Annotated in this window: 22 protein-coding genes; 6 read left to right on the top strand and 16 right to left on the bottom strand. The window is 65.8% G+C overall.

What is annotated here, in order from left to right; all coding sequences use genetic code 11:
* Positions 1–3: 3 nt before the first annotated feature.
* Positions 4–432, bottom strand: a complete 429-nt coding sequence (locus RPB_RS06680) for a DUF1330 domain-containing protein (protein WP_011440222.1) — start codon at positions 430–432, stop codon at positions 4–6.
* A 184-nt stretch (positions 433–616) separates the two neighbouring features.
* Between RPB_RS06680 and RPB_RS06675 the strand changes: the two genes are divergently transcribed.
* Positions 617–1,462 (top strand): hypothetical protein, encoded by an 846-nt coding sequence (locus tag RPB_RS06675; protein ID WP_011440221.1) that lies wholly within the window; start codon positions 617–619, stop codon positions 1,460–1,462.
* A gap of 274 nt (positions 1,463–1,736) precedes the next feature.
* A complete protein-coding gene (locus tag RPB_RS06670; RefSeq protein WP_011440220.1) occupies positions 1,737–2,642 on the top strand; it encodes a DMT family transporter in 906 nt (301 codons plus the stop codon).
* Between the two features lie 79 nt (positions 2,643–2,721).
* Here the strand turns inward: RPB_RS06670 and RPB_RS06665 are convergent, their stop codons facing one another.
* Positions 2,722–4,914: a methyl-accepting chemotaxis protein gene (locus RPB_RS06665; protein WP_011440219.1), complete on the bottom strand. Its 2,193-nt coding sequence runs from the start codon at positions 4,912–4,914 to the stop codon at positions 2,722–2,724.
* 199 nt (positions 4,915–5,113) lie between these two features.
* Complete coding sequence (mbfA, locus tag RPB_RS06660) at positions 5,114–6,085, bottom strand: iron exporter MbfA (RefSeq protein WP_041798024.1); 972 nt, start codon at positions 6,083–6,085, stop codon at positions 5,114–5,116.
* Positions 6,086–6,266: 181 nt separating this feature from the next.
* On the opposite strand from mbfA, the gene RPB_RS06655 reads away from it, so the two are divergent.
* The gene (locus RPB_RS06655; protein WP_011440217.1) at positions 6,267–7,625 is read left to right on the top strand and encodes an esterase-like activity of phytase family protein; all 1,359 of its coding nucleotides are present in this window, start codon (positions 6,267–6,269) and stop codon (positions 7,623–7,625) included.
* A gap of 136 nt (positions 7,626–7,761) precedes the next feature.
* Here the strand turns inward: RPB_RS06655 and RPB_RS06650 are convergent, their stop codons facing one another.
* The 13 genes from RPB_RS06650 to RPB_RS06590 form a co-directional block, all read right to left on the bottom strand.
* Positions 7,762–8,109, bottom strand: a complete 348-nt coding sequence (locus tag RPB_RS06650; protein ID WP_011440216.1) for a hypothetical protein — start codon at positions 8,107–8,109, stop codon at positions 7,762–7,764.
* A gap of 188 nt (positions 8,110–8,297) precedes the next feature.
* Positions 8,298–9,980, bottom strand: a complete 1,683-nt coding sequence (locus RPB_RS06645) for a methyl-accepting chemotaxis protein (RefSeq protein ID WP_011440215.1) — start codon at positions 9,978–9,980, stop codon at positions 8,298–8,300.
* A gap of 206 nt (positions 9,981–10,186) precedes the next feature.
* Positions 10,187–11,872 (bottom strand): methyl-accepting chemotaxis protein, encoded by a 1,686-nt coding sequence (locus RPB_RS06640; RefSeq protein WP_011440214.1) that lies wholly within the window; start codon positions 11,870–11,872, stop codon positions 10,187–10,189.
* Between the two features lie 183 nt (positions 11,873–12,055).
* Positions 12,056–13,645 (bottom strand): phosphoglycerate dehydrogenase, encoded by a 1,590-nt coding sequence (gene serA / locus RPB_RS06635; RefSeq protein WP_011440213.1) that lies wholly within the window; start codon positions 13,643–13,645, stop codon positions 12,056–12,058.
* A 181-nt stretch (positions 13,646–13,826) separates the two neighbouring features.
* Entirely contained in the window at positions 13,827–14,999 is a 1,173-nt protein-coding gene (locus RPB_RS06630) for a phosphoserine transaminase (RefSeq protein ID WP_011440212.1), read from the bottom strand.
* A 162-nt stretch (positions 15,000–15,161) separates the two neighbouring features.
* Entirely contained in the window at positions 15,162–16,466 is a 1,305-nt protein-coding gene (locus RPB_RS06625; RefSeq protein ID WP_011440211.1) for a methyl-accepting chemotaxis protein, read from the bottom strand.
* Complete coding sequence (locus RPB_RS06620) at positions 16,441–16,965, bottom strand: PAS domain-containing protein (protein ID WP_011440210.1); 525 nt, start codon at positions 16,963–16,965, stop codon at positions 16,441–16,443. Before RPB_RS06620 ends, RPB_RS06625 begins: the two co-directional genes overlap by 26 nt.
* 178 nt (positions 16,966–17,143) lie before the next feature.
* The gene (locus tag RPB_RS06615) at positions 17,144–17,734 is read right to left on the bottom strand and encodes a glutathione S-transferase family protein (RefSeq protein ID WP_011440209.1); all 591 of its coding nucleotides are present in this window, start codon (positions 17,732–17,734) and stop codon (positions 17,144–17,146) included.
* A gap of 68 nt (positions 17,735–17,802) precedes the next feature.
* A complete protein-coding gene (locus RPB_RS06610; RefSeq protein WP_011440208.1) occupies positions 17,803–18,600 on the bottom strand; it encodes an outer membrane protein in 798 nt (265 codons plus the stop codon).
* Positions 18,601–18,743: 143 nt separating this feature from the next.
* Positions 18,744–19,586 (bottom strand): outer membrane protein, encoded by an 843-nt coding sequence (locus RPB_RS06605; RefSeq protein WP_080507744.1) that lies wholly within the window; start codon positions 19,584–19,586, stop codon positions 18,744–18,746.
* A gap of 462 nt (positions 19,587–20,048) precedes the next feature.
* Positions 20,049–21,311, bottom strand: a complete 1,263-nt coding sequence (locus RPB_RS06600; protein ID WP_011440206.1) for an MFS transporter — start codon at positions 21,309–21,311, stop codon at positions 20,049–20,051.
* Positions 21,312–21,493: 182 nt separating this feature from the next.
* Positions 21,494–22,846, bottom strand: a complete 1,353-nt coding sequence (glmM, locus tag RPB_RS06595; RefSeq protein ID WP_011440205.1) for a phosphoglucosamine mutase — start codon at positions 22,844–22,846, stop codon at positions 21,494–21,496.
* Positions 22,847–23,055: 209 nt separating this feature from the next.
* Positions 23,056–23,265 (bottom strand): hypothetical protein, encoded by a 210-nt coding sequence (locus RPB_RS06590; RefSeq protein WP_011440204.1) that lies wholly within the window; start codon positions 23,263–23,265, stop codon positions 23,056–23,058.
* Between the two features lie 158 nt (positions 23,266–23,423).
* Here RPB_RS06590 and RPB_RS06585 point away from each other — a divergent pair, with 158 nt between their 5' ends.
* The 3 genes from RPB_RS06585 to RPB_RS06575 all read left to right on the top strand — a co-directional run bounded on the left by RPB_RS06585 (position 23,424) and on the right by RPB_RS06575 (position 26,189).
* The gene (locus RPB_RS06585) at positions 23,424–24,563 is read left to right on the top strand and encodes an alpha-hydroxy acid oxidase (protein WP_011440203.1); all 1,140 of its coding nucleotides are present in this window, start codon (positions 23,424–23,426) and stop codon (positions 24,561–24,563) included.
* Positions 24,564–24,720: 157 nt separating this feature from the next.
* Entirely contained in the window at positions 24,721–25,536 is an 816-nt protein-coding gene (locus RPB_RS06580; RefSeq protein WP_011440202.1) for an enoyl-CoA hydratase/isomerase family protein, read from the top strand.
* Positions 25,537–25,559: 23 nt separating this feature from the next.
* Positions 25,560–26,189 (top strand): trimeric intracellular cation channel family protein, encoded by a 630-nt coding sequence (locus RPB_RS06575; RefSeq protein WP_011440201.1) that lies wholly within the window; start codon positions 25,560–25,562, stop codon positions 26,187–26,189.
* The last annotated feature ends 28 nt before the right edge of the window (positions 26,190–26,217 follow it).

Raw genomic sequence — 26,217 nt, 5'->3', positions numbered from 1 at the left:
CGATCACAGATTTTCCTGCCGCGGCGCGGCGATGCCGAACTTGCTGTAGGCTTCGCGGGTGCAGATGATCAGATGATCGGCGCAGGCGGCCCGGCGGTGCGGATCGCATTGTGACTGATATTCCGGCGACGACATCATCTCGAGGAACGCATCGATCGACGGGTAGTACACCAGCGCCAGATAGTCCCAATGCCGGCCGTCGTCGCGGCCGAACGCGACCGCCTTGGCGTTGCCGGTCCACAGCAGCGTGCCGCCGCGCGCCTTGATCATCGGCACGGTCAGGACGCTGTAGCGCAGATAGGCGTCCCAGCCGGAGCCGCTGCCGTCCGGCGCGCTCTCGTTGAACCGCATCAGATTGACCATCACCACCGGCCCGCGGTCCTCGCGATCCAGCTCCTTCAGACCCTCGATGTTCAATTGCTCGATGCCCATTGTCGCTCCCTTCGGCGTCGATCGGCCGTTGTTGCCGACAACCATGCCGCGATCGGCGGCGACGCGGTAGCGATTTCTGACGCCGCACCGGCGTGACTGCGGCACCGGCGTGACTGCGGCATCGCCACGATTGCCGCGCCGGCGCGATCGTGGAACACTGCGCGCCTTACAGCGGACGACCGATATGATCACGATTCCGGCACTGGCGGCCGATGCGCTCGGCGGCTTTCTCGGCGACTACATGCGCAGGCGCTACGGCGCGTCCGAGGCGCATCTCGCCGAGGTCGTGCCCTCGGTGGCGCGGATGACGCTGGAGTGCATCGGCAACAGCGATGCGCTGTATCACAATGTCGAGCACACCATGCTGGTGACGCTGGCCGGCCACCACATCCTGCGCGGCCGGGCGCTGTATACGCATGTGCCGGCCGAGGACTACGCGCACCTCATCATCGGCTGCCTCACCCACGACATCGGCTATGTCCGCGGCCTGTTCGAGGCGGACGGCGAGGACGGCTATGTGATCGACGCCGGCGGCCGCAAAAAGACGCTGCCGCGCGGCGCCTCGGACGCCTCGATGCTGCCGTGGCACGTCGACCGCTCGAAGCTGTTCGTAACGCAGCGGATCGGCGCCATTGCCGGGCTGGACGCGGCGCGGATCGCCTGCGCCATCGAAGGCACGCGGTTTCCGCCGCAGGTCCCGGCCGACGGCGAACAATGCGGAGAGGATGCGGCGCTGCTGCGCGCCGCCGATCTGATCGGCCAGCTCGGCGACCCGGCCTATATCCGCAAGGCCAACGCGCTGTACTACGAGTTCGAGGAATCCGGCCTCAACCGCCGGCTCGGCTACGGCTCGCCGGCCGACCTGATCAACCTGTACCCGCAGTTCTACTGGAACAGCGTCGCGCCGCATGTGCAGACCGCGATCCGCTACCTCAACGCCACCGCCGGTGGCCAGCAATGGATCGCCAGCCTGTACAGCAACGTGTTCCGCGCCGAACGCGACATCCGGCTGTCGGGCCCGCAGAAGTGACGATGTTCTGAGTGACCTGAAAATAGTGCCCCCGCCTCCGTCATTCCGGGGCACGCGCATCGGCGCGTGAACCCGGAATCCCGAGGTGATCTGCGGTGCCGGAGGATGAACAGCTCGGGATTCCGGGTTCGCGCTGCGCGCGCCCCGGAATGACGGGGTGGGGCGAGAGCGGCTCGCGCGCGCGCCTCCCTGCATGCCCTGCATTCCGCCGCGGCTCTTTGCCGGGCTCGGTTTTTCGGGCATGGCTGCGCCTCACTCGAACTGATCGCTCCCCTTGATCTCCCTGTTCCGCACGGCCTTCGGCTGGCTCGCCAACCAGCCTTATCTGCTGCTCAGCCTGACCTCGCTGTTCTGGGCGGGCAACATCGTGCTGGCGCGCGCTGTCGCCGGGCACGTGCCGCCGGTGACGCTGTCCTGCGTGCGCTGGGTCGGCGCCATGCTGCTGCTGCTGCCGTTCGCCTGGCCGCATCTGCGGCGCGACTGGCGCCGGCTGCGCGCGCATTGGGGGCTGATGTTCGTGCTGTCGGCGACCGGCTTTGCGATCAACAACGCGCTGGCCTATTGGGGCCTGCAGTTCACCCAGGCGCTGAACGCGCTGCTGATGCAATCGTCAGGGCCGCTGTTCGTGGCGCTGTGGTCGCTGCTGCTGTTCGGGGTGCGGCTGACCTGGATGCAGACGATCGGCATCGCGCTGTCGCTGATCGGCGTGCTCACCATCATCCTGCGCGGCAACCTGCTGGCTTTGGCCGGAATCGACCTCAACCGCGGCGACCTGATGGTCGCGGGCGCGCTGTGCGCGTTCGGGCTGTATTCGGCAATGATGCCGAAACGACCGGTGACGCATCCGCTGTCGCTGCTGGTGGTCACCACCGGCGGCGGCGCATTGTTGCTGCTGCCGTTCGCGGTGGCGGAATTCGCCGCCGGGGTGCGGCCGAGCGCCGACTGGATCACCGCGTCGTCGCTGGCCTATGTGGTGATCTTTCCGTCGGCATTGGCCTATCTGTGCTTCAACCGCGGCGTCGCGCTGATCGGCCCGAACCGCTCGGCGCCGTTCCTGCACCTGATGCCGGTGTTCGGCTCGGTGATGGCGATCGTGCTGCTCGGCGAGAAGCCCGAACTGTTCCACCTCGCCGGCTACGCCATGGTGGTCGCCGGCGTGTTCATCGCCGCAAGGCGGTGACGGCGCGGCCGTCACCGCCCCACATGCGGGAGAGAAAGTCGGCTTCGCTCGGAGCGAGGTCCGTCTCTCGAACCGGAGACTAAGCCGCGCGGACCGAATTCAGGAACTGCCCGACTTCGTGCTTGAGCCGACTGCTTTCGCCGGACAGCGACTTCGCTGCCTCCAGGACCTGTGACGAGGCGGTGCCGGTCTCGCTGGCACCGCGCTGCACATTGACGACATTCGCCGTGACTTCGGCGGTGCCGCGCGAGGCCTCCTGCACATTGCGGGAAATCTCCTGCGTGGCGGCGCCCTGCTCTTCGACGGCAGATGCGATCGTTGCAGCGATCTCGGAGATCCGCGCGATGGTGTCGCCGATTTCCCTGATCGCCACCACCGATTCGTCGGTCGCGGTCTGAATGCCACCGATCTGGGCGCTGATTTCGCCGGTCGCCTTGGCGGTCTGTTCGGCCAGAGCCTTGACCTCGGAGGCCACCACGGCGAAGCCGCGGCCGGCCTCGCCGGCGCGCGCCGCCTCGATCGTGGCATTGAGCGCGAGCAGATTGGTCTGGCCCGCGATCGTATTGATCAATTCGACGACGTCGCCGATTCGCGCAGCGGCCTTCGCCAGTTCTCCGACGCGATCGTTGGTCCGCTGCGCTTGCGCAACGGCCTCGGTGGCAATCCGGGAGGAATCCTGCACTTGCCGGCTGATCTCGTTGACGGATGAGGCCATTTCCTCGGTCGCGGAGGCGACCGACTGGACGTTGGTCGAGGCTTCCTCCGACGCTGCCGCAACCACCGAGGTGAGTTGCTGTGAGCGCTCCGCCGTCGAGGCCAGCGTGCCTGCGGACAATTCGAGTTCGCTCGAGGCCGCGGACACCGTTTCGACGATCCGACCGACAGCAGTTTCGAAATTGTCGGCCATCTCGTTCATCGCGCGCTTGCGGGTGACATCGGCATTTGCCTGGTCCTCGGCACGCTGCGCAATGCTGCGCTTCAATTCGCCCTGCATGGTGCGCAGCGAGTTCGCCAGGATGCCGACTTCATCAGCCTGCTCGATGGCGAGTTTCTGCTCGAGATCGCCGCGGGCGATGCCGTCCGCAAACTCCGCGCAGCTGCCGATCGGCCGGGCAATGCGGCGCGCCGCGAGCGCGATCACGACGATGCCGAGGACGACGACCAGAAGTCCGGCGCCGATCTGCCAGAACATGCTCGACGCCGCCTTGTCGTTGAGCGAATTGTCCAGCTTCTTCGCGGACGCCAGAACCACGTCCCGCGGCACCGAGATCAACACCGACCAGGGCGTTCCGGTGCTGCCGACATTGATCGGCGAATACACTTCGACGTCCTTCGATTTCGGATCGTCGAGCACCTTGCCCTTGCCGGATTGCACGATGGCGAGGCTACCGGCCCAGCGCGGATCGGCCTCCTCCGCGCGCTTGCCGATCGTCGCATCATTGGCGCTGTTGGCGACGATCAGGCCGGTGTTGTTGATGATCGCCACCTTGCCCTTGCCGTCATACAGCGATGCGTTGACCTGCTTGGCGAGCTTCTGCACGAAATCCAGATTGTAGTCGGCGCCCGCGACACCGACGAACTTGCCGCCGATCATGATCGGCACCGACATCGTCGCGAGAAATACCTGCTTGCCTTGAACAATGTAGGGCAGCGGCCCCAGGATGTTTTCCTTGCCGGTGGTTTGCGGATTGATGAACCACGCCCCCTTCACCAGACCATTGGGGTGGCGTTCGCTGCTGTCGTATTCGACGAGAGGCTGAACCGCGATCGCGCCACTGGCGCCCCGGGTCCAGTACGGCAGGAAGCGACCCGTGGTATCGGATCCCATGTCCTGACGGCCTTTGAAGGCCGCGTCGTTGCCGTCCAGGGCATTCGGCTCCCATGCCGAATAGGTGCCGTTGAAGGCGGGGTTCTGTTTCAAGGTGTTGTTCAGCACCGCATTGAGCTGGGCCCGGCGATTGCTGTCCGGCGTGCCGCTGTTCTTGGCGTCGGCGAGCACGGCGAACGCATGGGCCATGGTGCGGGCGGCATCGAGGCCGACGTCGAGCTCCGATTTGATCGAACCGGCTTCGGTTGAGCCGCGGTTCAGCAGGCTCTCTTTGGTCTGACTGTCGACCAGTTGCATGACTTCCGTGGTGACGTAGCTGTTGGTGCTCTGTGCCGAAACGATGCTGTAGACGATCAGCATCAAGCTGGCGCCGGTCAGGCACAGGCCCGATACGAGAGCGATCTTGAGCTGCACGGTCTTGATGGCACGGAAAGAGAAATTCATCACGTCCTCCTGGTCGGGGCGTTCTTAACCTCCCTGACTGAAGCAGTTATAAATTTCACGGCTGGTACGACTACCAGTGCGCCTGCGACTTTAGGCAAGGCCGCGACAGAGCGGATTTGATCGCCACCTCTTCCCGCCGCGAATGGAGCGAGCGCGCTACTCGTGTGATGAGATCGGGGACTTGCTGCGGATCCGCGAACTAAGCCCCGCCGATCAATATCCCCACCGCCAGCACGATGACGCCGCCGAGCACGATCTGGAACACCGCCTGCAGGAACGGCGTGTCCATGTATCTGGCGCGGATATAGGCGATCGCCCACAATTCGACGAACACCACGACGCCGGCGATCGCGGTGGCGATCCAGAACGCATTGGCCCAGGAGTCGGGCACCAGATAAGGCAGCGTGTGGCCGAGGCCGCCGATCGTCGTCATCAGGCCGCAGATGCCGCCGCGCAGCCAGGGCGAGCCGCGGCCGGTCATCGAGCCGTCGTCGGACAAGGCCTCGGCGAAGCCCATCGAGATGCCGGCGCCGATCGAGGCGGCGAGGCCGACCAGGAAGGTCGGCCAGTTCTGATGCGTCGCGAAGGCGGCGGCGAACAGCGGCGCCAGCGTCGACACCGAGCCGTCCATCAGCCCGGCGAGACCGGGCTGGACGTATTGCAGCACGAACATCCGCCGCGCGGTGTGATCCTCGGCGCTGCGGGCGTCGGGCGTGAGGATCTTGTCGCTGAGCTGCGCCGCGCGCTGCTCGTGGCGCTGCTCGAACTCGGCGAGATCGGTCAGCAGCTTGCGGATGCCGACATCGGTGGCGCGCTCGGCGGCGCGTTCGTAGAAGCGCTGCGCCTCGAACTCCATGGTCTCGGCTTCCTTGCGGATGCGCTCGAGCGGCAGGTTGCGCGTCAGCCAGATCGGACGACGCTTGATGAAGCCCTTGACGTCGGCGCGCCGGATCGGCGGCAGATCGGGGCCGAAGCGCTCCTCGTAGATCCGCAGCAGCATGTGGCGATGGCCCTTCTCCTGCTGCGCCATCTCGGTGAACACCTGCGCCGAGTCGGGATAACGCTCGGCGAGGTCCTCTGCGAACGCCAGATAGATCCGGCTGTCCTCCTCCTCGCCGGCGATCGCCACCGCCAGGATTTCGCGCTCCGTCAGATCGGCAAACGCCTTCATCTGCTGTATTCCATTACAATTTAGAATGATTCTAATATCTCTAGACCCGGCTCGCCCGGCTGTCAAAGCGGCCTCGCGATGCGCGCTTCGCCGCAGGGATCGTCGTCGGCGCTTAACCAAACCGTCAGCCGCCTGTGATCCTGCGCCGCCACAAAGCAGCGATCATTCACAGGAGACTCTCATGCGAAAACTGCTGCTCGGCTCGGCCGCAATTCTGGCACTGGCGTCATCCGCCGCGGTTGCGCAATCCGAAGGCGAATTTCCCGCGACCCTGGCGGGTCACGCGGTGATGCCCGCGGCGTCGTTCATCGACGCGCCGGCGGATGCGCCCGCCGACCTCAAGAACGCCGGCAAATACACCACCGGCAAGCGCGTCGAAGCGACCGGCACCGTGATGGGCAAATCCAAGGAACGGCCGACCGGCCTGTCGCTGCCGTTCAGCGGCCAGCCGCTGCAGGGCAACTCCGGCATCAAGAAGATGGACGACGGCAGCTTTTGGGTGCTGACCGACAACGGCTTCGGCTCGCGCTACAATTCGGCCGACGCCATGCTGTTTCTCAGCCACCTGAAGATCGACTGGGCCGGCAGCAAGGTCGACCGCGTCGCCACCGTGTTCCTGCACGATCCCGACAAGAAGGTGCCGTTCCGCATCGTTCACGAGAACACCGACAAGCGCTATCTGACCGGCGCCGATTTCGACACCGAAGGCTTCCAGATCATCGGCGACCGCATCTGGATCGGCGAAGAGTTCGGCCCGTATCTGATCGAGACCGACATGAGCGGCAAGGTGCTGGGCGTGTACGAGACCACCGCCGACGACAAGCCGGTGAAGTCGCCGGATCATTGGTCGGTGCAGTCGCCCGGCGCGCCCGGCGCGAGCTACAACGCCACCGTCAACCTGAAGCGCTCCAAGGGCTACGAAGGCTTCGCTGCCTCCAAGGACGGCAAGTTCCTGTACGGCCTGCTCGAAGGCCCGCTGTGGGACGCCGGGAAGAAGGACTGGGAGAAGGTCGACGGCAAGGAAGCCGCGCGCATCCTGGAATTCGACGTCGCGCAGAAGAAGTTCACCGGCCGCTTCTGGACCTACGTGTTCGAGCAGAACGGCAATGCGATCGGCGACTTCAACATGATCGACGCCAGCCATGGCCTGATCATCGAGCGCGACGACGGCGAAGGCACGCCCGACAAGGCCTGCGCCGCCGGCACCCGCGGCACCGACTGCTTCCCGGACCTGCCGAAATTCAAGCGGGTGGTGAAGGTCGAACTCAGCGACGCCAATGTCGGCAAGCCGGTGCGCAAGATCGGCTATATCGACCTGCTGAAGATCCGCGATCCGGACAAGAAGGCGAAGAAGCCGCTGACCGACGGCGCGCTGGCGTTCCCGTTCTTCACCATCGAGAACGTCGACAAGGTCGACGACCGCCACATCATCGTCGGCAACGACAACAACCTGCCGTTCTCGTCGAGCCGCGATCCCAACAAGGCCGACGACAATGAATTCGTGCTGCTCGAAGTCGCCGACTTCCTGAAGGCGAATTAAGCCGCCGTGACGTCGGGTGAGGAGCTGCGACTCCTGGTCCACAGCCCCTCACCCGCCTTTCGCCGAACGGGTCCGGCGAAAGGCCCCCTCTCTTTCGAGAGAGCCGAATTCGCGCCACGCGGCGACGCGCGGCTTCTCAGGCTTGCGGCGACATCCAGCGCGTCAGCCGCGAGAACACGCCGTCAGCAGCCAGCGGCGGCGCAGTGTCGGCATCGCTGTCCGTATCGCCGATGTATTGCAGAAACGCGCCGAGGAAGCACGTATCATCGGCTTCCGTGACGGTGAACTGGGTCTCGCCGGTGTCGACCGCATAGTCGTAGGCGATGGTCCCGACGAACGGCAGCGTCGGCGCAGCGGCAATGTCCTTGGTAATCACATAGCAATCGGGATCGAGCCCGCGCGCGATCATCGTGCGGGTGAGCATGGTCAGATTGCCGACGAACTCCGGTTCGAAGGCGACGGTGCCTTGCAGTCGAATGGGCATGCGGTCGCCTCTGGTCTCGCCTCGCTGGCGCACGCCCCCAGCAGGAGGTAAGTCGCAGCTTCAGGGCGACAGGTTCAAGGAGCGGCGCTGCGCCGCCCGGCCGATCAGAATGCGCGCCGTCGCTGCAGTGCGCGTTCTCGCATCGTTGGAAGGGGCCGACCGTGACGGCGGCGCCTCGCGCCGTCGCGTCAGGCGGCGCGGACCTTCTGCAGGAAGTCATCGACCGCCGATTGCAGCGCATCGGACTGGCCGTCCAGTTCGCCCGCATGCGCGAGCACCTGCGCCGCGGCTTCGCCGGTCGCGGCCGCCGCGTCGCTGACGCCGCTGATATGGCCGCTGATCTCGCTCGACCCGGCCGCAACCGACTGGATATTGCGGGCGATGTCGCGCGTCGCCGCGCCCTGCTGCTCGACGGCGCTGGAGATCGCCATGGTGATCTCGCTCATCTGCCCGATGGTGGAGGTGATTCCACTGATCGAATCCACCGCGTTCGCGGTCGACGCCTGCATCGCCGACACCTGCGCCGAAATCTCCTCGGTCGCCTTCGCGGTCTGGCCCGCCAGCGCCTTCACTTCGGAGGCGACCACCGCGAAGCCGCGGCCGGATTCGCCGGCGCGCGCCGCCTCGATGGTGGCGTTCAGCGCCAGCAGGTTGGTCTGCGACGCGATCGAATGGATCAGTTGCACCACTTCGCCGATCTTCTCGGCGCTGACCGAGAGCTGCATCACCGTCTCGTTGGTGTGCTCGGCGTCGCTGACGGCCTTGCCGGCGATCTCGCGCGACTGCTGCACCTGCCGGGAAATCTCATGGACCGACGCGGATAGTTGTTCGGACGCCGAGGCGACGGTGCCGACCATCCCGGCGGACGCTTCCGACGCGGCACCGACAGCCCCGGCGCGCAAACTCGCATCCGAGGCGGTCGCGGTCATCGATTGTGCGGTCGCCTGCATTTCCTTGGTCGCATCGGCCACGCTGCGCACCACGCCGTTGACGCTGCGCTCGAAATCGTCGGCGATGTTCTCCATCAGCGCCCGCCGCTCGGCGCCCGCGCGCTGCTGCGCTTCCTGCTCCTGCTGCTCGAGGCCGCGGATGCGGATGGCATTGTCCTGGAACACCTGCACCGTCTTCGCCATCTCGCCGACCTCGTCGCCGCGGTCGACACCCGGGATCGGCGCATCGATCTGGCCGCCGGCGAGCGACTTCATCCGTGCACCGAGACGGCCGAGCGGCTTGGTGATGCTGCGGCTGATCAGCCAGGCGACCAGCGAGCAGACGGCGCCGATGCCGAGAATGGCGAGCCCGAGCCACATCATGATCGGCTTCAGCTTGGCGTCGATGTCCTGCAGATAGACGCCGGTGCCGACGAAGACGTTCCAGCCGGGGATCGCGGCCGCATACGATACCTTGCTGAGCAGTTCGTCGCCGCCCGGCTTCTTGAATTCGTAGAACAGCGTGACGTTGCCCTTGGCGGCGACGCCATCACGCAATTCGCGGACGATCTTGCGGCCGGCCGTCTCGACGTCGAGCCGGTTCGTGCCGGGCTTCACCCCCGGCAGCAGCACGACCTCTCCGTCCATCTTGTAGGCGAAGAAATAGCCGTTGGCGCCGTCATAGGTCATCGCCTGGGCGCGCTGCTGGAAGTCGGAGATCGCCTGATCCTTGGTCAGCTTGCCGGCATCGACCTGCTTCTGCAGCCCGATCGCCATGTTCAGCGCGGTCTCGACCATCGCCTTGGTCTGCTCGAAGCGACCGGCACGCATCTCGCGATGCAGAATGGATGCGGCGAACACACCGGCGGCAATCAGGCCGAGCATCGCCACAGCGACGAGAATGCTCAATTTCGGCGTGATGCGAAGATTGCTGAAGTGCACGGGGACGACTCCGAAGCCGGCGCGGTGATCGCGCAGCCATCAACGCGTAGCGGCATCGGGTATCCAACCCGTTTAAATGCCTCCCCGTAGAAGCACGAGGTGTGGCGCGCCGGTTGCTCTCTCCCCGGGTCGCCAAGATCGCTGGTGATCGTCGCTCCGGGCCGATGGCATTCGGCTCGGAGCGACGGAGGGATCGGACCGGCGGACTACGCCGCACGGACCTTGTGCAGGAAGTCGTCGACGGCGGATTGCAACGCGCCGGACTGGCCGTCGAGACCGCGGGCATGCGTCAGCACCTGCGCGGCGGCATCGCCGGTCGCCGACGCCGCGGCGCTGACGCCGCCGATGTGGCTGCTGATTTCGCTCGACCCGGCCGCGACCGACTGGATGTTGCGGGCGATCTCGCGGGTCGCCGAGCCCTGCTGCTCCACGGCGGAAGAAATCGCCATGGTGATGTTGTTCATTTCGCCGATCGTCGAGGTGATGTGGTTAATCGACTCCACCGCGGTCGCGGTCGAGGATTGCATCGCCGACACTTGCGAGGAGATTTCCTCGGTGGCCTTCGCGGTCTGGCTCGCCAGCGCCTTCACTTCGGAGGCGACCACCGCGAAGCCGCGGCCGGATTCGCCGGCGCGGGCCGCCTCGATGGTGGCGTTGAGCGCCAAGAGGTTGGTCTGCGACGCGATCGAATGGATCAGTTGCACCACCTCGCCAATCTTCTCGGCGCCGATCGACAACAGCTTGACGGTCTCGTTGGTGCGTTCGGCGTCGCCGACCGCCTTGCTGGCGATTTCGCGCGACTGATGCACCTGGCGGGAAATTTCCGCGACCGACGCCGACAGCTCTTCCGACGCCGACGCGACGGTGCCGACCATGCTCGACGCCGTATCCGATGCGGAGCCGACCGCGGCGGCGCGCGAGCTGGCGTCCGACGCGGTCGAGGTCATCGACTGCGCCGTCGTCTGCAGCTCGGCGGTCGCGCCCGCCACGCTGCGCACCACGCCGTTGACGCTGCGCTCGAAATCGTCGGCGATCTGCTGCATCAGCGCGGCGCGTTCGGCAGCGGCGCGCTGCTTGACCTCGGCCTCCTGCTGTTCGAGCCCGCGGATCCGCAGCGCATTGTCCTTGAACACCTGAACGGTGGTCGCCATCTCGCCGACCTCGTCGCCGCGCGCGATCCCGGGGATCGGCGCCTCGAGTTCACCGGAGGCGAGCGATTTCATCCGCGCGCCGAGTTCGCCGAGCGGCTTGGTGATGCTGCGACCGATCAGCCAGGCGATCAGCGACGAGATCGCGCCGATGACCAGGATGCCGACTCCGAGCATCCACACCACCGGTTTCACCGTGGCATCGATGTCGTCCACATAGGCGCCGGTGCCGACGAAAGCGTTCCAGCCGGGAATTGCGACGCCGTAGGACATCTTGCGGATCAACTCTTCCGAGCCGGGCTTGCGGAATTCATAGTTGAGCAGCACGTAGCCCTTGGCCAGCACGCCGTCGCGCAGTTCGCGAACCAGAAAGCGGTCGCCGGTCGGCGTGTTGATGCGGTTGGTGCCGAGCGCCTTCTTGTCCGGCGACGCCAGGGTCACTCCGTCATTGGTGTAGGCGAACAAATAACCATTGCCGTTGTCGTAGGTGAGGCTATTGGCCCGGCGGGTGAATTCGGCGAGCGCGGCGTCCTTGGTCAGTTCGCCGGCATCGACCTGCTTCTGTAGGCCGATCGCCATGCTGCGCGCCGACTCGGCGATCGACTTGGCCTGTTCGATTCGGGCGTTCAGCAATTCCTGACGCATCATGATGCCGGCATAGGCCCCGGCGGCGCACAGGCCGAGCAAGGCAACGCCGACCAGGATTCCGATCTTGGGGGTGATACGAAGGCTGCTGAACTTCACTGACCGTCTCCACGCCGAACTCACCGCGCGGGCGCGCGGCTCAGGTTGCAGGACGGTAGCAACAGATGCTTTTAATAGTGTTACTTTGCACAGCTTGTGTCTTTTGCCGCACAGCGGAACGCAAAATCCCTCCCGCGAGGGAGGGATTTCATCGTCTGTCGCCGATTTGCTAAGGCGAAAGTCTCAGAACGCCAGCGCTTTGGCCTGCTTCACCTGCGGCAGCGCCTGCACCTTGGCGATGACGTCGGCGGGCGCCGGGCCGTCGATCTCGACCAGCGCGATGGCGTCGCCGCCCTGGCTGTGGCGGCCGAGATTGAAGGTGGCGATGTTGACCTTGGCGTCACCCAGCAGGCTCGCGAACTTGCCGATGAAGCCCGGCTTGTCCTCGTTGGTGACGTAGATCATCGATTGGCCGAATTCGGCGTCGACGCGAATGCCCTTGATGTCGACCAGGCGCGGCTTGCCGTCGGCATAGACGGTGCCGGACACCGAGCGTTCCTGCTTCTCGGTGGCGACCGTCAGGGTGATCAGGCTCTCGTAGTCGCTCTCGGCGGCGCGGACGATCTCGTCCACCACCATGCCGCGCTCCTTGGCGATCACCGGCGCGGAGACGACGTTGATGTCGCCCAGCATCGGCCGCAGCAGACCCGACAGCACCGCGGAGGTCAGCGCCTTGATCTTCATCTCGGCGACTTCACCCTCGTAGGTGATGGTGACCTTGGTGATGCCCGTTTCGGTCAATTGGCCGGCGAACGAGCCGAGCTTTTCGGCCAGCTCGATGAACGGCTTCAGCTTCGGCGCTTCTTCGGCGGTGATCGACGGGAAGTTGACGGCGTTGGTGATGGCGCCGTTGAGCAGATAGTCGCTCATCTGTTCGGCGACCTGCAGCGCGACGTTCTCCTGCGCTTCGGTGGTCGAGGCGCCGAGATGCGGGGTGCAGATCACGTTGGGCAGGCCGAACAGCACGTTGCTGGTCGCCGGCTCTTCGGAGAACACGTCGAACGCCGCGCCGGCGACCTGGCCGGACTTCAGCGCCTCGGCGAGCGCCTGCTCGTCGACCAGACCGCCGCGGGCACAATTGATGATGCGGACGCCCTTCTTCATCTTGGCGATGGCGGCGGCGTCGATGATGTTCTTGGTCTTGTCGGTGAGCGGGGTGTGCAGCGTGATGAAATCGGCGCGCTTGAACAGGTCTTCGAGCTCGACCTTCTCGACGCCGAGATCGCGCGCGCGCTCCGGCGACAGGAACGGATCGAACGCGATCACCTTCATCTTCAGGCCGAGCGCGCGGTCGGCGGCGATCGAGCCGATATTGCCGCAGCCGATCACGCCGAGCGTCTTGGCGGTGATCTCGACGCCCATGAAGCGGTTCTTCTCCCACTTGCCGGCCTGGGTCGAGGCGTCGGCCGCCGGGATCTCGCGGGCCAGCGCCAGCATCATGGTGATGGCGTGCTCGGCGGTGGTGATCGAATTGCCGAACGGCGTGTTCATCACGATCACGCCCTTGGCGGTCGCGGCGGGGATTTCGACGTTGTCGACGCCGATGCCGGCGCGGCCGATCACCTTCAGCCGGGTGGCCTTTTCGAGAATCTTCGCGGTCGCCTTGGTGGCCGAGCGAATCGCCAGGCCGTCGTAATTGCCGATGATCTCGGCGAGCTTCTCTTTGTCTTTACCGAGCGCCGGCTGGAAATCGACGTCGATGCCGCGATCCTTGAAGATCTGCACGGCGGCTTCCGACAGGGCGTCGGAAATGAGGACTTTGGGTGCGGTCATGGGATGTGATCCTGCTGAAATGAATTGGGAGGCGCTCTTCCCCTCTCCCCTTGTGGGAGAGGGTGGCGCGGACGCAGTCCGCGACGGGTGAGGGGTGGCGACATAACGAGGGTCATCACCCCCTCACCCGCCTTCGCTTCGCGAAGGCACCCTCTCCCACAAGGGGAGAGGGTAAGTGGCATCAGGCGGCTTTGGCGAGGCCGGCCTTGGTGGTCTCGAACGCGTAGTCGAGCCACTGCGTCAGCGTGGCGACGTCGGCGGCTTCCACCGTGGCGCCGCACCAGATCCGCAGGCCGGGGGGCGCGTCGCGGTAAGCGCCGAGGTCGTAACCCGCGCCTTCCTTCTCCACCACCGCGACCAGCTTCTTGGCGAAGTCGGCCTGCGCCTCGGGCGACAGAGCGGTGATCGCCGGATCCACCACCTTGAGGCAGACCGAGGTGTTGGAGCGGATCGCCGGATCGGCGGCGAGGAAGTCGACCCACGGGGTCTTCGCCTGCCAGTCGGTGATCGCCTTGGTGTTGGCGTCGGCGCGGGCGATCAGGCCCTTGAGGCCGCCCACCGACTTCGCCCAGTTCAGCGCGTCGATGTAGTCCTCGACGCACAGCATCGACGGGGTGTTGATGGTCTCGCCTTCGAAGATGCCTTCGTTGAGCTTGCCGCCCTTGGTGAGGCGGAAGATCTTCGGCAGCGGCCACGCGGGCGTGTAGCTCTCCAGACGCGCCACGGCGCGCGGCGAGAGGATCAGCATGCCGTGCGCGGCTTCGCCGCCGAGCGCCTTCTGCCAGGAGAAGGTGACGACGTCGAGCTTGGGCCAATCCAGCGGCTGCGCGAAGGCGGCCGAGGTGGCGTCGCAGATGGTCAGGCCTTCACGGTCGGCGGCGATCCAGTCGGCGTTCGGGACGCGGACGCCGGAGGTGGTGCCGTTCCAGGTGAAGACGACGTCGGTGTTGCAATCGACCTTGGAGAGGTCGGGAATCTCGCCGTAGCCCGCCTTGAGCTTGGTGACGTCCTTGAGCTTGAGCTCCTTGGTGACGTCGGAGACCCAGCCGTCGCCGAACGATTCCCAGGCGATGGTGGTGACGGGACGCGGCCCGAGCAGCGACCACAGCGCCATCTCGACGGCGCCGGTGTCGGAGGCCGGGACGATGCCGATCTTGTAGTCGGCGGGGACCTCGAGCACGTCGCGCGTCAGATCGATCGCGAGCTTGAGCTTGGCCTTGCCGACCTTCGCGCGATGCGAGCGGCCGAGCGGGGCGTCCTTGAGATTTTCGGGGGTCCATCCGGGGCGCTTGGCGCAGGGGCCGGAGGAGAAATTGGGCGTGGTGGGCCGCAATGCGGGCTTCGTAGCAGTCATCATCTATCCTTCCAGATAGCTGCCTCTCGGTGGGGAGAGGTTTCCCGCCGCTGGGGATAGTCGTTTGCCGGCCAAAGTCAAGGAGGTCCCGGCTCCGGGAGATTACGGACAAACATCCCGCCGACGACAGCCGGCCGGGATGAGTGAAGCCGAATTCCGCGATCACGCGACCTTGGTGAGGAACCGCTTCACCTCGCTGCGCAGCTTGTCGACCTGGCCGGCGATCTCGCCCGAGACGCTGCTGACGCGCACCGCGATCTCGCCGGTGTCGGAAGCCGCGTGGCTGATGCCGATGACATTCGACGAGACCGACGCGGCGCCGGCCGACGCCTGTTGCACATTGCCGGCGATCTCGCGCGTGGCGGCGCCCTGCTGCTCCACCGCGGCGGAGATGGTGCCGGCGATCGCGTTGATCTCGCCGATCCGCCGGCTGATGGCATCCACCGCCTCGACCGATTGATCTGTGATCGCCTGCATCTCGGCGATGCTGGCGGTGATCTCCTCGGTGGCTTTCGCCGTCTGGCTGGCGAGCGCCTTCACTTCGGAGGCGACGACGGCGAAACCCTTGCCGGATTCGCCGGCGCGCGCGGCCTCGATCGTCGCGTTCAGCGCCAGCAGATTAGTCTGCGCCGCAACCGCATTGATCAGCTTGACCACGTCGCCGATCCGCTGCGCTGCTTCCGCCAAATTCTTGATCTTGAGGGTGGTCTGTGCCGATTCTTCGACGGCATGGTTCGTGCTGTCACTCGACATCTGAATCTGCCGTGAAATCTCGGCGATCGACGCCGTCAGTTGCTCCGCCGCGCTGGCCACCGCCTGCACGTTGGCGGATGCCTCCTCCGCGCCGGATGCGACGCCGATCGACTGCCGGCTGGTCTCTTCCGACGCGGTCGACATCGAGCCGGCATCGACTTTCAGGCCGTCGGAGGCGGTCGCCAGCATTTCGGCGACGTTGTCCATGCCGGCCGCGAAGCATTGCGCTTCGCGCGCGACTTCCTGGACCTTCTTATCCAGCAGGTCCGAGGCGTTGTTGATGGTGATCGACGCGGTCTTGAACGAGCCCGGCAAACCGCGGGTCAGCACCTTTCGGAAGGTCTTGCCGTGGCTGACATAGTCCATCGACGCCGAGGCTTCGCGGACGAACGCGTCGATGATGTCGAGCGCATCGTTGATGCCGGCCTGCGCCCGCCCGATTTCGCCGCCGTCGCGGCGGCCCATCACGCGGACTTCGAGGTCGCCGCGCTTGGCGCTCTCGCACACCGATGCGACCTCGCGGACCGCGGACGTCGCGCGGCTGGTCAGCCACAGGGCGATGCCGATCGCGCCGACGCCGAGCGCGGCGCCGAGCGCTTCCCACAGCGGCCCGAGCGGGCCGTAGGCGACCCGCAGGCCGCCGAGCGCGGCCGTCAGGACGATCGCGCCGATCAGAACGAGCGTCGCCTTAGACAGCGAAGATGAATTCGTCATATCCCACACCCTGCTTCTTCAGCATGTCCGTCAGCATTGCATAACCGCTCATCATGCCGTCCTTGGCATTGCGGTGGCGATTTTCCTCCTCGCGCAATTGCGCGTAGAGCGGCTCGATCTTGGCGAGCTGGGCGCGGTCCGGCTTGCGGCGGTTGGAGTGAAAGCCGATGACGTTGTTCTGGGCGTCCAGCGTCGGCGTGACATGCGCGAACACCCAGTAGTGGTCGCCGTCGCGCGCCATGTTCACCACATAGGCGAAGATCTCCTTCTTCTCCTGGATGGTGTCCCACAGCAGCTTGAAGATCGTGCGCGGCATGTCGGGGTGGCGGATCATGCTGTGCGGCGCGCCGATCACCTCGTTGCGTGGGTACTTCGACAACCGCATGAAGACGTCGTTGGCGTAGGTGATGTGACCCTTGAGGTTGGTTTTCGAGACGATCAGTTCGTTCTCGTCGAACGGGCATTCGATGCCTGTCGGCTTGATCGGCGGCCTGGCCATTGCTTGCGTCCTCCCGGCGGACGGGACGATACGAAGTGATCGTCGCGCCGCAATCCGAACAATCGGAGCTTCCTAATTCATCGGCGGTAAACAATGGATGGCAGTCGCTTACCCTCCGGTTAAACCGCAGATTGGTATCACTACGAGGGATACAACCGGAGTTCCGGTCTAGGCCGGATCAGACCGCCGCCGGCAGGCCGAGCGCACGTTCGCTCGCGGCGATCCATCGCTGCACCGCGGGATAGCCGCCGAGCGCGAAACCGCCCTCGGGCGCGACCCGCGTATAGGCCAGCAGCGCCACATCGGCGAGCGAGCAGCGATCGTCGACCAGAAACGGCGAGACCGCGAGGTGGCGGTCCATCAGCGCGAGCGCGGCATGGCCACGCTCGACACGGACCGGATCGCGCGCCGAGGCCGGCTTGCCGAGATACAGCATCTGATAGCGGCACACCGCGATGTAGGGCTCGTGACTGTACTGCTCCCAGAACAACCACGCGTCCATCCTGGCGGCGAGATAGGGATCGCGCGGCACGAGATCGCTGTCGCGGCCGAGATAGCGGATGATGGCATTGGACTGCGCCAGCGGCCGACCGTCGTCGAGCACCACCACCGGGACCTGCCCGGCCGGATTGAGCGCGAGGAATTCCGGCGTCCGGCTCTCGCCCTTCATCGTATCGACGGCGACCCATTGGTACGGCAACGACAGCGCGTCGCACAGCCATTTCACCTTCAGGCAATTGCCCGAAGCGAGATCCCCGTAGATTCTCATCGTCCGCCGCGCTCCTGTTGCGGGCGCAGTCGATCAGCGGCGAGCCGCCTCGTCAACACGCGGCGCGATCAGAACTTGTAGCCGACGCCGGCGCGCACCGTCGACACCGCGGTGTTGATCGGCGCGGCGAATTTCTGGTACTCCCACTCGGCGCGCACGAACAGGCCGCGATACAGCATCATGTCGACGCCGAGACCGCCGGAATAGCCGTAGATGAAGTGACTGTTCTGGACCAGGTTGGAGACCAGCGGCGTGAATGCCGTGCCGCCCTGGGTGCCGGAGATCCGCGCCGTGCGGACGATGTCCGCCTGTCCGAGTGCCACGCCGCCGAATGCATAAGGCAGGAAGCTGCCGATGGCCCAGCCGGCGCGCAACCGCGCCGAGCCGACGTCGTTGACCTTGATCGAGGCGGCGGCGTTGTAGTCGACGTCGTAGGTGACCCCACCGGTCGAGAAGATGCGTCCCATATAGCCGCTGGTGGAGCCGCCGAAACTGCCGTGCATATAGTTGGCTTCGATGCCGAGCACGACGTCGTCCCATTGCGCGTTGTAGCCGACGAAGCCGCCCCATCCCTGGCCGCGCGACGACGACTTGCCGAGCACCGGCCAGTCCGACACCGCCATGGTGTTCTGGATCACGGTGTTGGTCAGCAAGGTCGCCACCGCGCCCTGTGTCGCATTGGTGAAATCCATGTCGGAGGCGCCGGTGCCGGCCTGGCCGCCGACATAGAAGCCCTGCCAGTTGACGACGCCGCGCGGCGTATCCACCATCGCTCCACGCAACGGACCGAACTCCGGCATGTCCGCGGCTCGCGCGCCCTGCATCGCCGCCGTCATCGCAATCGCCGCAATCAGAACTCGACGCATCACCACGCTCCTTGAACTCTCGATCACGAGAGCGATCATCCGCTGTTAACCTTAATCAATCGTTGTCGCCGCCGGCTCGGCGCAAAACAAAACGGCGCGGGAAACTCCCGCGCCGTTAAGACATCTTAAGACGGGTACTTCGTTCAACCCTTGCGCATCAGCGGCGGCGGGTAGTAGGCCGGGGCGCTGTCGAGATTCCAGCGCACGCCCACCTTCACGTCGTGCGAGGTGATGTCCTTGAACTTGAAGCTGTTGTTCGTGGTCGCGCCGGTGAAGGCCGAGAGCGCACCGGTATAGCCGTCGCCGAGATTGAGATAGCTGTAGGCGAGTTCGAGCGTCAGGTTCGGATTGACCTTGTAGGCCAGACCGGTGTGGACCGCCCAGGCCAGGTTCCACTTCGACGCCGTCGGCGCGCTGGCGAAGCTGGTGGTCGAGAACGGCAGATTGTTGATGCCGGTGTCGGTGAAGTTCGCCATCGTCACCCGCGCGGCGCCGACGCCGGCGCCGATGAACGGCGTCACGCACCACCAGGTGCCGAGATCGACATAGCCGTTGGCCATCACCAGCCATTCGGATTTGCTGGCGCCGTAATTGTCGATGCCGTTGTACGCGACGCCGCCGGCGGTGCCGGTGAAGCGATCGGTGCCCTTGAAGTTCGAGTTGCCGCGATACTGGCCGACCACGTCGGCGCGGAACCAGTTGTTGAACTGATAACCGACACCGACGCCGAAGATGCCGGCCGCGTCGAACGAGGTCTGCTGGTCGAACGAGGTCAGCTGCGAATAGGCCGACTCGCGGCCGTAGCGCAGATCCTTGACCTGCTGGTTGCTGAAGCCGATATCGCCGCGCAGATACCAGCCGCCGAAATCCTCGACCGGCGGCGGCGCGTAGGCCGGCGGCGGGGCAATCGGCATATCCGCGGCCACGGCCGCCGAACAAACCATCGAAGCCGCTCCGGCGGCCAGAATCATTTTCACGCTACGCATTGGCTTCGTCCTCTGGTCCAATGATGAGTTACGGAGGCCCCACACCCGGAAACCTATGGTTGAACGATGCCAGCAATTCCTTAAGCACGACTTAACCCTAATTCTTAAGGTTGATATTTGGTGACGACGATCGCTTTTGGTACTACGCACCCGCCGCGCAAGTCGGCCGCGCGTTCATAGTCACTAACAAATTGTTGACGATGATCAGTGGCCGCAAAGGCCGGTCAGCGGGAGAGCAAAGGCGGAACTTGCTCTGGAGGGTTCGGGCCGGAGGCAGCGCGGCGAAACGAGGCGGGCTCCCTCGCCCCGCTCTTCCCGGGGAGAGGGTTGGGGTGAGGGGCAAGCGACGAGTCGCTGAGGCTCGGCTGCGCGGAAGCGCCCCCTCACCCGCCGCGCATCTTGCGATGCGCGGCGACCTCTCCCCGCGCGCGGGGAGAGGTCATCCGGCGCCTCGGTGCCGCCTCAATGGGCGTGGCGCGGCATCTTCGGCAGCAGCACGGCGAGCAGGCCCAGCGCCGGCAGGAACGAGCAGACCTGATAGACGAAATCGATGCCGCGGTGATCGGCGACCTCGCCCAGCGCCGCGGCGCCGAGGCCGCCGATGCCGAAGGCGAAGCCGAAGAACAGCCCCGAGATCATGCCGAAGCGGTGCGGCATCAGTTCCTGCGCGAACACGATGATCGCCGGCGTCGCCGACGCCAGGATGAAACCGATGAACACGGTCAGCACCGCGCTGCCGGTGAGCCCGACATAGGGCAGCGCCAGCGTGAACGGCAGCGTGCCGAGGATCGAGAACCAGATCACGTAGCGGCGGCCGAAGCGGTCGCCGAGCGGGCCGCCGAAGAACACCCCGGCCGCGGTGGCGGCGAGGAACAGGAACAGGAACATCTGCGCGGTCTGGGTCGAGACCTGGAACTTCTCGATCAGATAGAAGGTGTAGTAGCTCGACAGGCTCGACATATAGAGCTGCTTGGAGAACAGCAGCGCCACCAGCACGACGAGCGCGACCATCACCCGCCGCCGGCCGGGCGCGTCGGGATGCGGCTTGACCACCATCTTCTTCTTGGCGGCGACCTGCGGCTTGTACCACAGGCCGATGCGCCACAGCACGATGATGGCGACGAAGGCGATCGACGAGAACCAGCCGATCGAACCCTGCCCGAACGGCACCACGATCAGCGCCGCCAGCACCGGGCCGAGCGCGGTGCCGACATTGCCGCCGACCTGGAACACCGATTGCGCCATACCGTAGCGCCCGCCGGAGGCGAGCCGCGCGATCCGCGCCGATTCCGGGTGAAACACCGCCGAGCCGAGCCCGATCATCGCCGCGGCGATCAGGATCACGGTGTAGGAATGGGCGACGCTGAGCAGCAGCAGGCCGAAGAAGGTCGAGCCCATGCCGATCGCCAGCGAGAACGGCTGCGCCTTCTTGTCGGTCATGTGGCCGACCACCGGCTGCAGCAGCGAGGCGGTGAACTGGAACGCCAGCGTGATCAGTCCGATCTGGCCGAAATCGAGCGCGTAGTTCGCCTTCAGGATCGGATACACCGACGGAATCAGCGACTGCATGGTGTCGTTGAGGAAATGCGAAAAGCTGATGCCGCCGAGCACCACATAGGCCGGCCCGGCGGGCGGCGGCGCAGGCGCGGTGGTCTTGGGCAACGCCAGATCCGGCGTCGTGACCGGCGCGGCCACATCCACATCGACGGCGACAGGCTTGTTCACGGAGGCGTTTCCCGGGATATTCGCGGCGCCCGGGACGAGCCGGGCGGCCGACAACGAAAGACGGCCGGCAATCGTGCCGGCCGCGATGAAACTAGAACGCTGGGGACGCCGGCGGAAGCCGCAATTCGCGATGGCTGCGTTGCGGCCGGATGCGCCGGACTACGCGTCCCGCACTGCAATCACTACGCGGCTGCGGCCGAGGCATTGCCGAGCGCGTCGACGATGGTGTCGACCACTTCCTCGACCATGATGCGGTCCTCGCCCTCGCCCATCACCCGGATCACCGGCTCGGTGCCGGAGGGACGGATCAGCAGCCGGCCATGGCCGTTGAGGCGCTTCTCGGCATCGCTGATCGCCGATTGCACGCCGGCATCGTCGAGCGGCCGGCCGGCGCGATAACGCACGTTCTTGAGGATCTGCGGCAGCGGATCGAAACGATGGCAGACCTCCGACACCGGGCGGCCCAGCTTCTGCACGACGGCGAGTATCTGCAGTGCGGCAACGAAGCCGTCGCCCGTGGTCGCGTAGTCGGACAGGATGATGTGGCCCGAGGCCTCGCCGCCGACATTGTAGCCGTCCCGCAACATCGCCTCGAGCACGTAGCGGTCGCCGACCGAGGTGCGCACCAGCTCGATGCCCTCGGAGGCGAGGAAGCGCTCCAGCCCGAGATTCGACATCACGGTGGCGACGATGCCGGGCCGTGCCAGCCGACCGTCTTCCTTCCAGCTCTGCGCGATCACCGCCAGCAACTGATCGCCGTCGATGACGTGGCCGCGCTCGTCGACCATGATGACGCGATCGGCGTCGCCGTCGAGCGCGATGCCGATATCGGCACGCATCTCGCGGACCTTGCGGCACAGCGCTTCCGGCGAGGTCGAGCCGCATTCCTTGTTGATGTTGAAGCCGTCCGGCTCGACCCCGATCGAAATCACGTCGGCGCCGAGTTCCCACAGCGCCTCGGGCACCACCTTGTAGGCGGCGCCGTTGGCGCAATCGACCACCACGCGCAGCCCGTCGAGCGACAGATCGCGCGGCAGCGTGCGCTTGGCGAATTCGATGTAGCGGTCGTGGACGCCGTCGATGCGGCGGGCGCGGCCGAGGCTGGCGCTCTCCGACAGCTTCTTGTCCATCGGCTCGTCGAGCAGCTGCTCGATCTGCTTCTCGACGTCGTCCGAGAGCTTGAAGCCGAGCGGGCCGAACAGCTTGATGCCGTTGTCCTCGAACATATTGTGCGACGCGGAAATCATCACGCCGAGGTCGGCGCGCATCGATTTGGTCAGCATCGCCACCGCCGGCGTCGGCATCGGGCCGACCAGCAGCACGTCCATGCCGACCGAGGTGAAGCCGGCCACCATCGCGTTCTCGATCATGTAGCCGGACAGCCGCGTATCCTTGCCGATCACCACCCGGTGGCGATGGTCGCCGCGCTGAAACACCAGACCCGCCGCCTGCCCGACCTTCAACGCCAGCTCCGGCGTGATCAGACCGTTGGCGCGGCCGCGAATGCCGTCCGTCCCGAAATATCTGCGGCTCATGAAATTTTCCCCCGCCTCGCCACGGCCCATGCGTTCGGCCGATCGGAATCCAGCCCACGCCGCCATGGCCAGACCGCTTATAGGACCATTTTAATGGCGGGCCCTTCAAAAAATATAAAGAAAGATTACGTGCCGCGGGCCTCGACCCGCGGCATAAACTGTTGAAAACGTGAGATAAAGCGCGACAACGGGATTTCTCCGCCGGGTCGTCAGGCCTTCCGCTTGCTGTCTCCGTCCGGCTCGGACGGCGCCGGCTGGGTCACGCTGAGCGGGTCGGAGCCCGGAAACGACTCCTCGAGCGCCTCGTTGAGCTCGGCGTCGCGCTCGGCCTTCTCGTCCCGGGTGTGCTCGACGGGGGTGCCGGCGGACTTGTCGATTGTCTTCTCGACGGTTTTTTCAACGGTCTTGGTGGCGGCCATGACGGGCTCCTGCTCCATGGGGGTGTCTGCAGCAGAACGCACGGGAACCCGCGCCGTTCCCCGGCAAGGCATCGGCCGTGTTCCGCACCATGTTGCAGGCCGCGCCGGCGTGCTAGAGGACGCGACGCGCTGACAATGCACCAGGGGCGGCACCGTTCATGAAATACATCACCTGCATCGAGGACCTTCGCCAGATTCACAAGCGGCGGGTGCCGAAGATGTTCTTCGACTATGTCGACCACGGCTCCTATGCCGAGGAGACGCTCCGCGCCAATGTCGACGACCTGAAGCGGATCAAGTTCCGCCAGCGCATCCTGGTCGACATCTCCAAGCGCGATCTGTCCACCACCATCATCGGCGAGAAGTCGGCGATGCCGCTGATCCTGGCGCCGGTCGGCTCCACCGGGATGCAATATGGCGACGGCGAGATCCACGCCTGCCGCGCCGCCCAGGCCGCCGGCATCCCCTACACGTTGTCGACGATGTCGATCTGCTCGATCGAGGACGTCGCGGCGAATGTCGACAAGCCGTTCTGGTTTCAGCTCTACGTCATGAAGGACCGCGGCTTCGTCAAGGCGCTGATCGAGCGCGCGATCGCGGCCAAATGCAGCGCGCTGGTGCTGACCGTCGACCTGCAGGTGATCGGCCAGCGCCATCAGGACATCAAGAACGGCATGACGGTGCCGCCGGAGATCTTCCGGCCGAAGAACCTGCTCGACATCGCCACCAAGCCCGGCTGGGTGAAGGGCATCCTCGGCGCCAAGCAGCGCAATTTCGGCAACATCGCCGGGCACCTGCCCGGCTCCAAGGATCTGGAATCGGTGTCGGCCTGGGTGGCGTCGCAATTCGACGCCTCGCTGAACTGGAAGGACATCGACTGGATCCGCTCGATCTGGCCGGGCAAGCTGATCATCAAGGGCATCCTCGACGTCGAGGATGCCCGCGAGGCGGTGAAGGTCGGCGCCGAGGCGCTGGTGGTGTCGAACCATGGCGGCCGCCAGCTCGACGGCGCGCCGTCGTCGATCGAGGTGCTGCCGGAGATCGTCCACACCGTCGGCTCACATATCGAGGTGATGTTCGACGGCGGCATCCGCTCCGGCCAGGACGTGATGCGAGCGCTGGCGCTCGGCGCGCGCAGCTGCATGATCGGCCGCGCCTACATCTACGGCCTCGGCGCCTATGGCGGCCCCGGCGTCGCCAAGGCGATCGACATCATCGGCAAGGAGCTGTCGACCACCATGGGCCTGTGCGGCGTCAATGCGATCAACCAGATCGACGAGAAGGTGCTGGCGGAGTAAGCACCAGCAACAATTCCTTCGTCATTGCGAGCGCAGCGAAGCAATCCAGAGCGCAGTGCACGGCGCCCCTGGATTGCTTCGTCGGCTTCGCCTCCTCGCAATGACGAGGAGGCGACGAACGACAACATGACAAACAACAACAATCAGGAGGAAACCGATGACCGACACGCAACGCGCCGTACAGACTGCTTCGAGCGAAGTGCTCTATGCCGTCGAAGACCACATCGCCACCATCACACTGAACGCGCCGGAGCGGATGAACACCATCTCCGGGCCGATGCTGAACGAGCTGGCGGCGCTGCTGCTCAGGGCCAATGAAGACGCCGACGTGCGCTGCGTGATCCTCACCGGCAATGGCCGCGCGTTCTGCGCCGGGCTCGATTTGCGCAAGGAGCGCGGCGACGAAGGGCTCAGCGCGGCGTCGTCGCCGACCACGCTGGATCTGCGCAGCACCCCGCCGACCGTGCTGCAGGCGATGGACAAGCCGACGATCTGCGCGGTGAACGGCGGCGCCGCCGGCTACGGCATGGACACCGCGCTCGGCTGCGACATCCGCATCATGGCGGAATCCGCCAAGCTCGCCGCGGCCTTCGTCAAGCGCGGCGTGGTGCCGGAATCCGGCGGCACCTGGTTTCTGCCGCGGATGATCGGCTGGGCGAAGGCCGCCGAGTTGATCTTCACCGGCCGCACGCTGAGCGCGCGCGAGAGTCTCGACTGGGGGCTCGCCAACGAAGTGGTGCCCGATTCCGAGCTGATGGGCCGCGCCCGCGCGGTGGCGAAGGAGATCGCCGGCAACGCGCCGCTGGCGGTGCAGGCCGCCAAGCGAATGATGCGGATCGGCCTCAACGAGACCTTCCCCGATCACGTCCATCACGTCTATCTGCAACTGCTGCCGCTGTTCAAGACGCAGGACATGGCCGAAGGCATCAAGGCCTTCATGGAAAAACGCGAGCCGAAATTCGTCGGTCGCTGATACGCGGCAGCGGAGGCGCCACCATGTTCGAGACCGTCACCACGATACTCGACTGGATCGGCGTCGTCGCGTTCACCGTCTCGGGCGCGTTGGTGGCGTCGCGCAAGCAGATGGACATCGTCGGCTTCGCGCTGCTGGGCACGGCGACCGGCATCGGCGGCGGCACGCTGCGCGACGTCCTGCTCGGTCTGCCGGTGTTCTGGGTGCACGAGCCGGCCTATCTCGCGACCTGCGTCGCGGTCTCCGCCGTGGTGTTCTTCACCGCGCATATTCCGCATTCCCGCTACAAGGCGCTGTTGTGGCTGGATGCGATCGGGCTCGCGCTGTTCGCCGTCACCGGCGCGGAGACGGCGGCGCTGGCGGGCGCCAACGGAATCGTGGCCGTCGCCATGGGCGTGGTCACCGCGACCTTCGGCGGCATCATCCGCGATCTGCTCGGCGGCGAGATCCCGGTGATCCTGCGGCGCGAGATCTACGTCACGGCGGCGCTGGTCGGCGCGGCGGCCTTCGTTCTCCTGACGATGGTCGGCGCCCCGCGCGAAATCAGCACGGGCATCGGCTTTGCGCTCGGCTTGGCCGTGCGCGCCGCAGCGCTGCAGCGCGGCTGGTCGCTGCCGCGCTACCGGCCGCGACCGGGGCGCGGAGACAACTGATCGCGCCACGCGACCTTTGCGGCGGCGA

Origin of the sequence: Rhodopseudomonas palustris HaA2 (assembly GCF_000013365.1) — a bacterium.
Lineage (GTDB): Bacteria > Pseudomonadota > Alphaproteobacteria > Rhizobiales > Xanthobacteraceae > Rhodopseudomonas > Rhodopseudomonas palustris_J.
The sequence above is the reverse complement of the archived record's forward strand: the minus strand, read 5'-3'. Positions and strand labels throughout refer to the sequence as shown.

Excerpts from the sequence above, each read along its gene's own strand:
- RPB_RS06680 (WP_011440222.1), bottom strand. The coding sequence starts at position 432 with ATGGGCATCGAGCAATTGAACATCGAGGGTCTGAAGGAGCTGGATCGC.
- RPB_RS06675 (WP_011440221.1), top strand. The coding sequence starts at position 617 with ATGATCACGATTCCGGCACTGGCGGCCGATGCGCTCGGCGGCTTTCTC.
- RPB_RS06665 (WP_011440219.1), bottom strand. The coding sequence starts at position 4,914 with ATGAATTTCTCTTTCCGTGCCATCAAGACCGTGCAGCTCAAGATCGCT.
- mbfA (WP_041798024.1), bottom strand. The coding sequence starts at position 6,085 with ATGAAGGCGTTTGCCGATCTGACGGAGCGCGAAATCCTGGCGGTGGCG.
- RPB_RS06655 (WP_011440217.1), top strand. The coding sequence starts at position 6,267 with ATGCGAAAACTGCTGCTCGGCTCGGCCGCAATTCTGGCACTGGCGTCA.
- RPB_RS06650 (WP_011440216.1), bottom strand. The coding sequence starts at position 8,109 with ATGCCCATTCGACTGCAAGGCACCGTCGCCTTCGAACCGGAGTTCGTC.
- serA (WP_011440213.1), bottom strand. The coding sequence starts at position 13,645 with ATGACCGCACCCAAAGTCCTCATTTCCGACGCCCTGTCGGAAGCCGCC.
- RPB_RS06630 (WP_011440212.1), bottom strand. The coding sequence starts at position 14,999 with ATGACTGCTACGAAGCCCGCATTGCGGCCCACCACGCCCAATTTCTCC.
- RPB_RS06625 (WP_011440211.1), bottom strand. The coding sequence starts at position 16,466 with ATGACGAATTCATCTTCGCTGTCTAAGGCGACGCTCGTTCTGATCGGC.
- RPB_RS06620 (WP_011440210.1), bottom strand. The coding sequence starts at position 16,965 with ATGGCCAGGCCGCCGATCAAGCCGACAGGCATCGAATGCCCGTTCGAC.
- RPB_RS06615 (WP_011440209.1), bottom strand. The coding sequence starts at position 17,734 with ATGAGAATCTACGGGGATCTCGCTTCGGGCAATTGCCTGAAGGTGAAA.
- RPB_RS06610 (WP_011440208.1), bottom strand. The coding sequence starts at position 18,600 with ATGCGTCGAGTTCTGATTGCGGCGATTGCGATGACGGCGGCGATGCAG.
- RPB_RS06605 (WP_080507744.1), bottom strand. The coding sequence starts at position 19,586 with ATGCGTAGCGTGAAAATGATTCTGGCCGCCGGAGCGGCTTCGATGGTT.
- glmM (WP_011440205.1), bottom strand. The coding sequence starts at position 22,846 with ATGAGCCGCAGATATTTCGGGACGGACGGCATTCGCGGCCGCGCCAAC.
- RPB_RS06590 (WP_011440204.1), bottom strand. The coding sequence starts at position 23,265 with ATGGCCGCCACCAAGACCGTTGAAAAAACCGTCGAGAAGACAATCGAC.
- RPB_RS06585 (WP_011440203.1), top strand. The coding sequence starts at position 23,424 with ATGAAATACATCACCTGCATCGAGGACCTTCGCCAGATTCACAAGCGG.
- RPB_RS06580 (WP_011440202.1), top strand. The coding sequence starts at position 24,721 with ATGACCGACACGCAACGCGCCGTACAGACTGCTTCGAGCGAAGTGCTC.
- RPB_RS06575 (WP_011440201.1), top strand. The coding sequence starts at position 25,560 with ATGTTCGAGACCGTCACCACGATACTCGACTGGATCGGCGTCGTCGCG.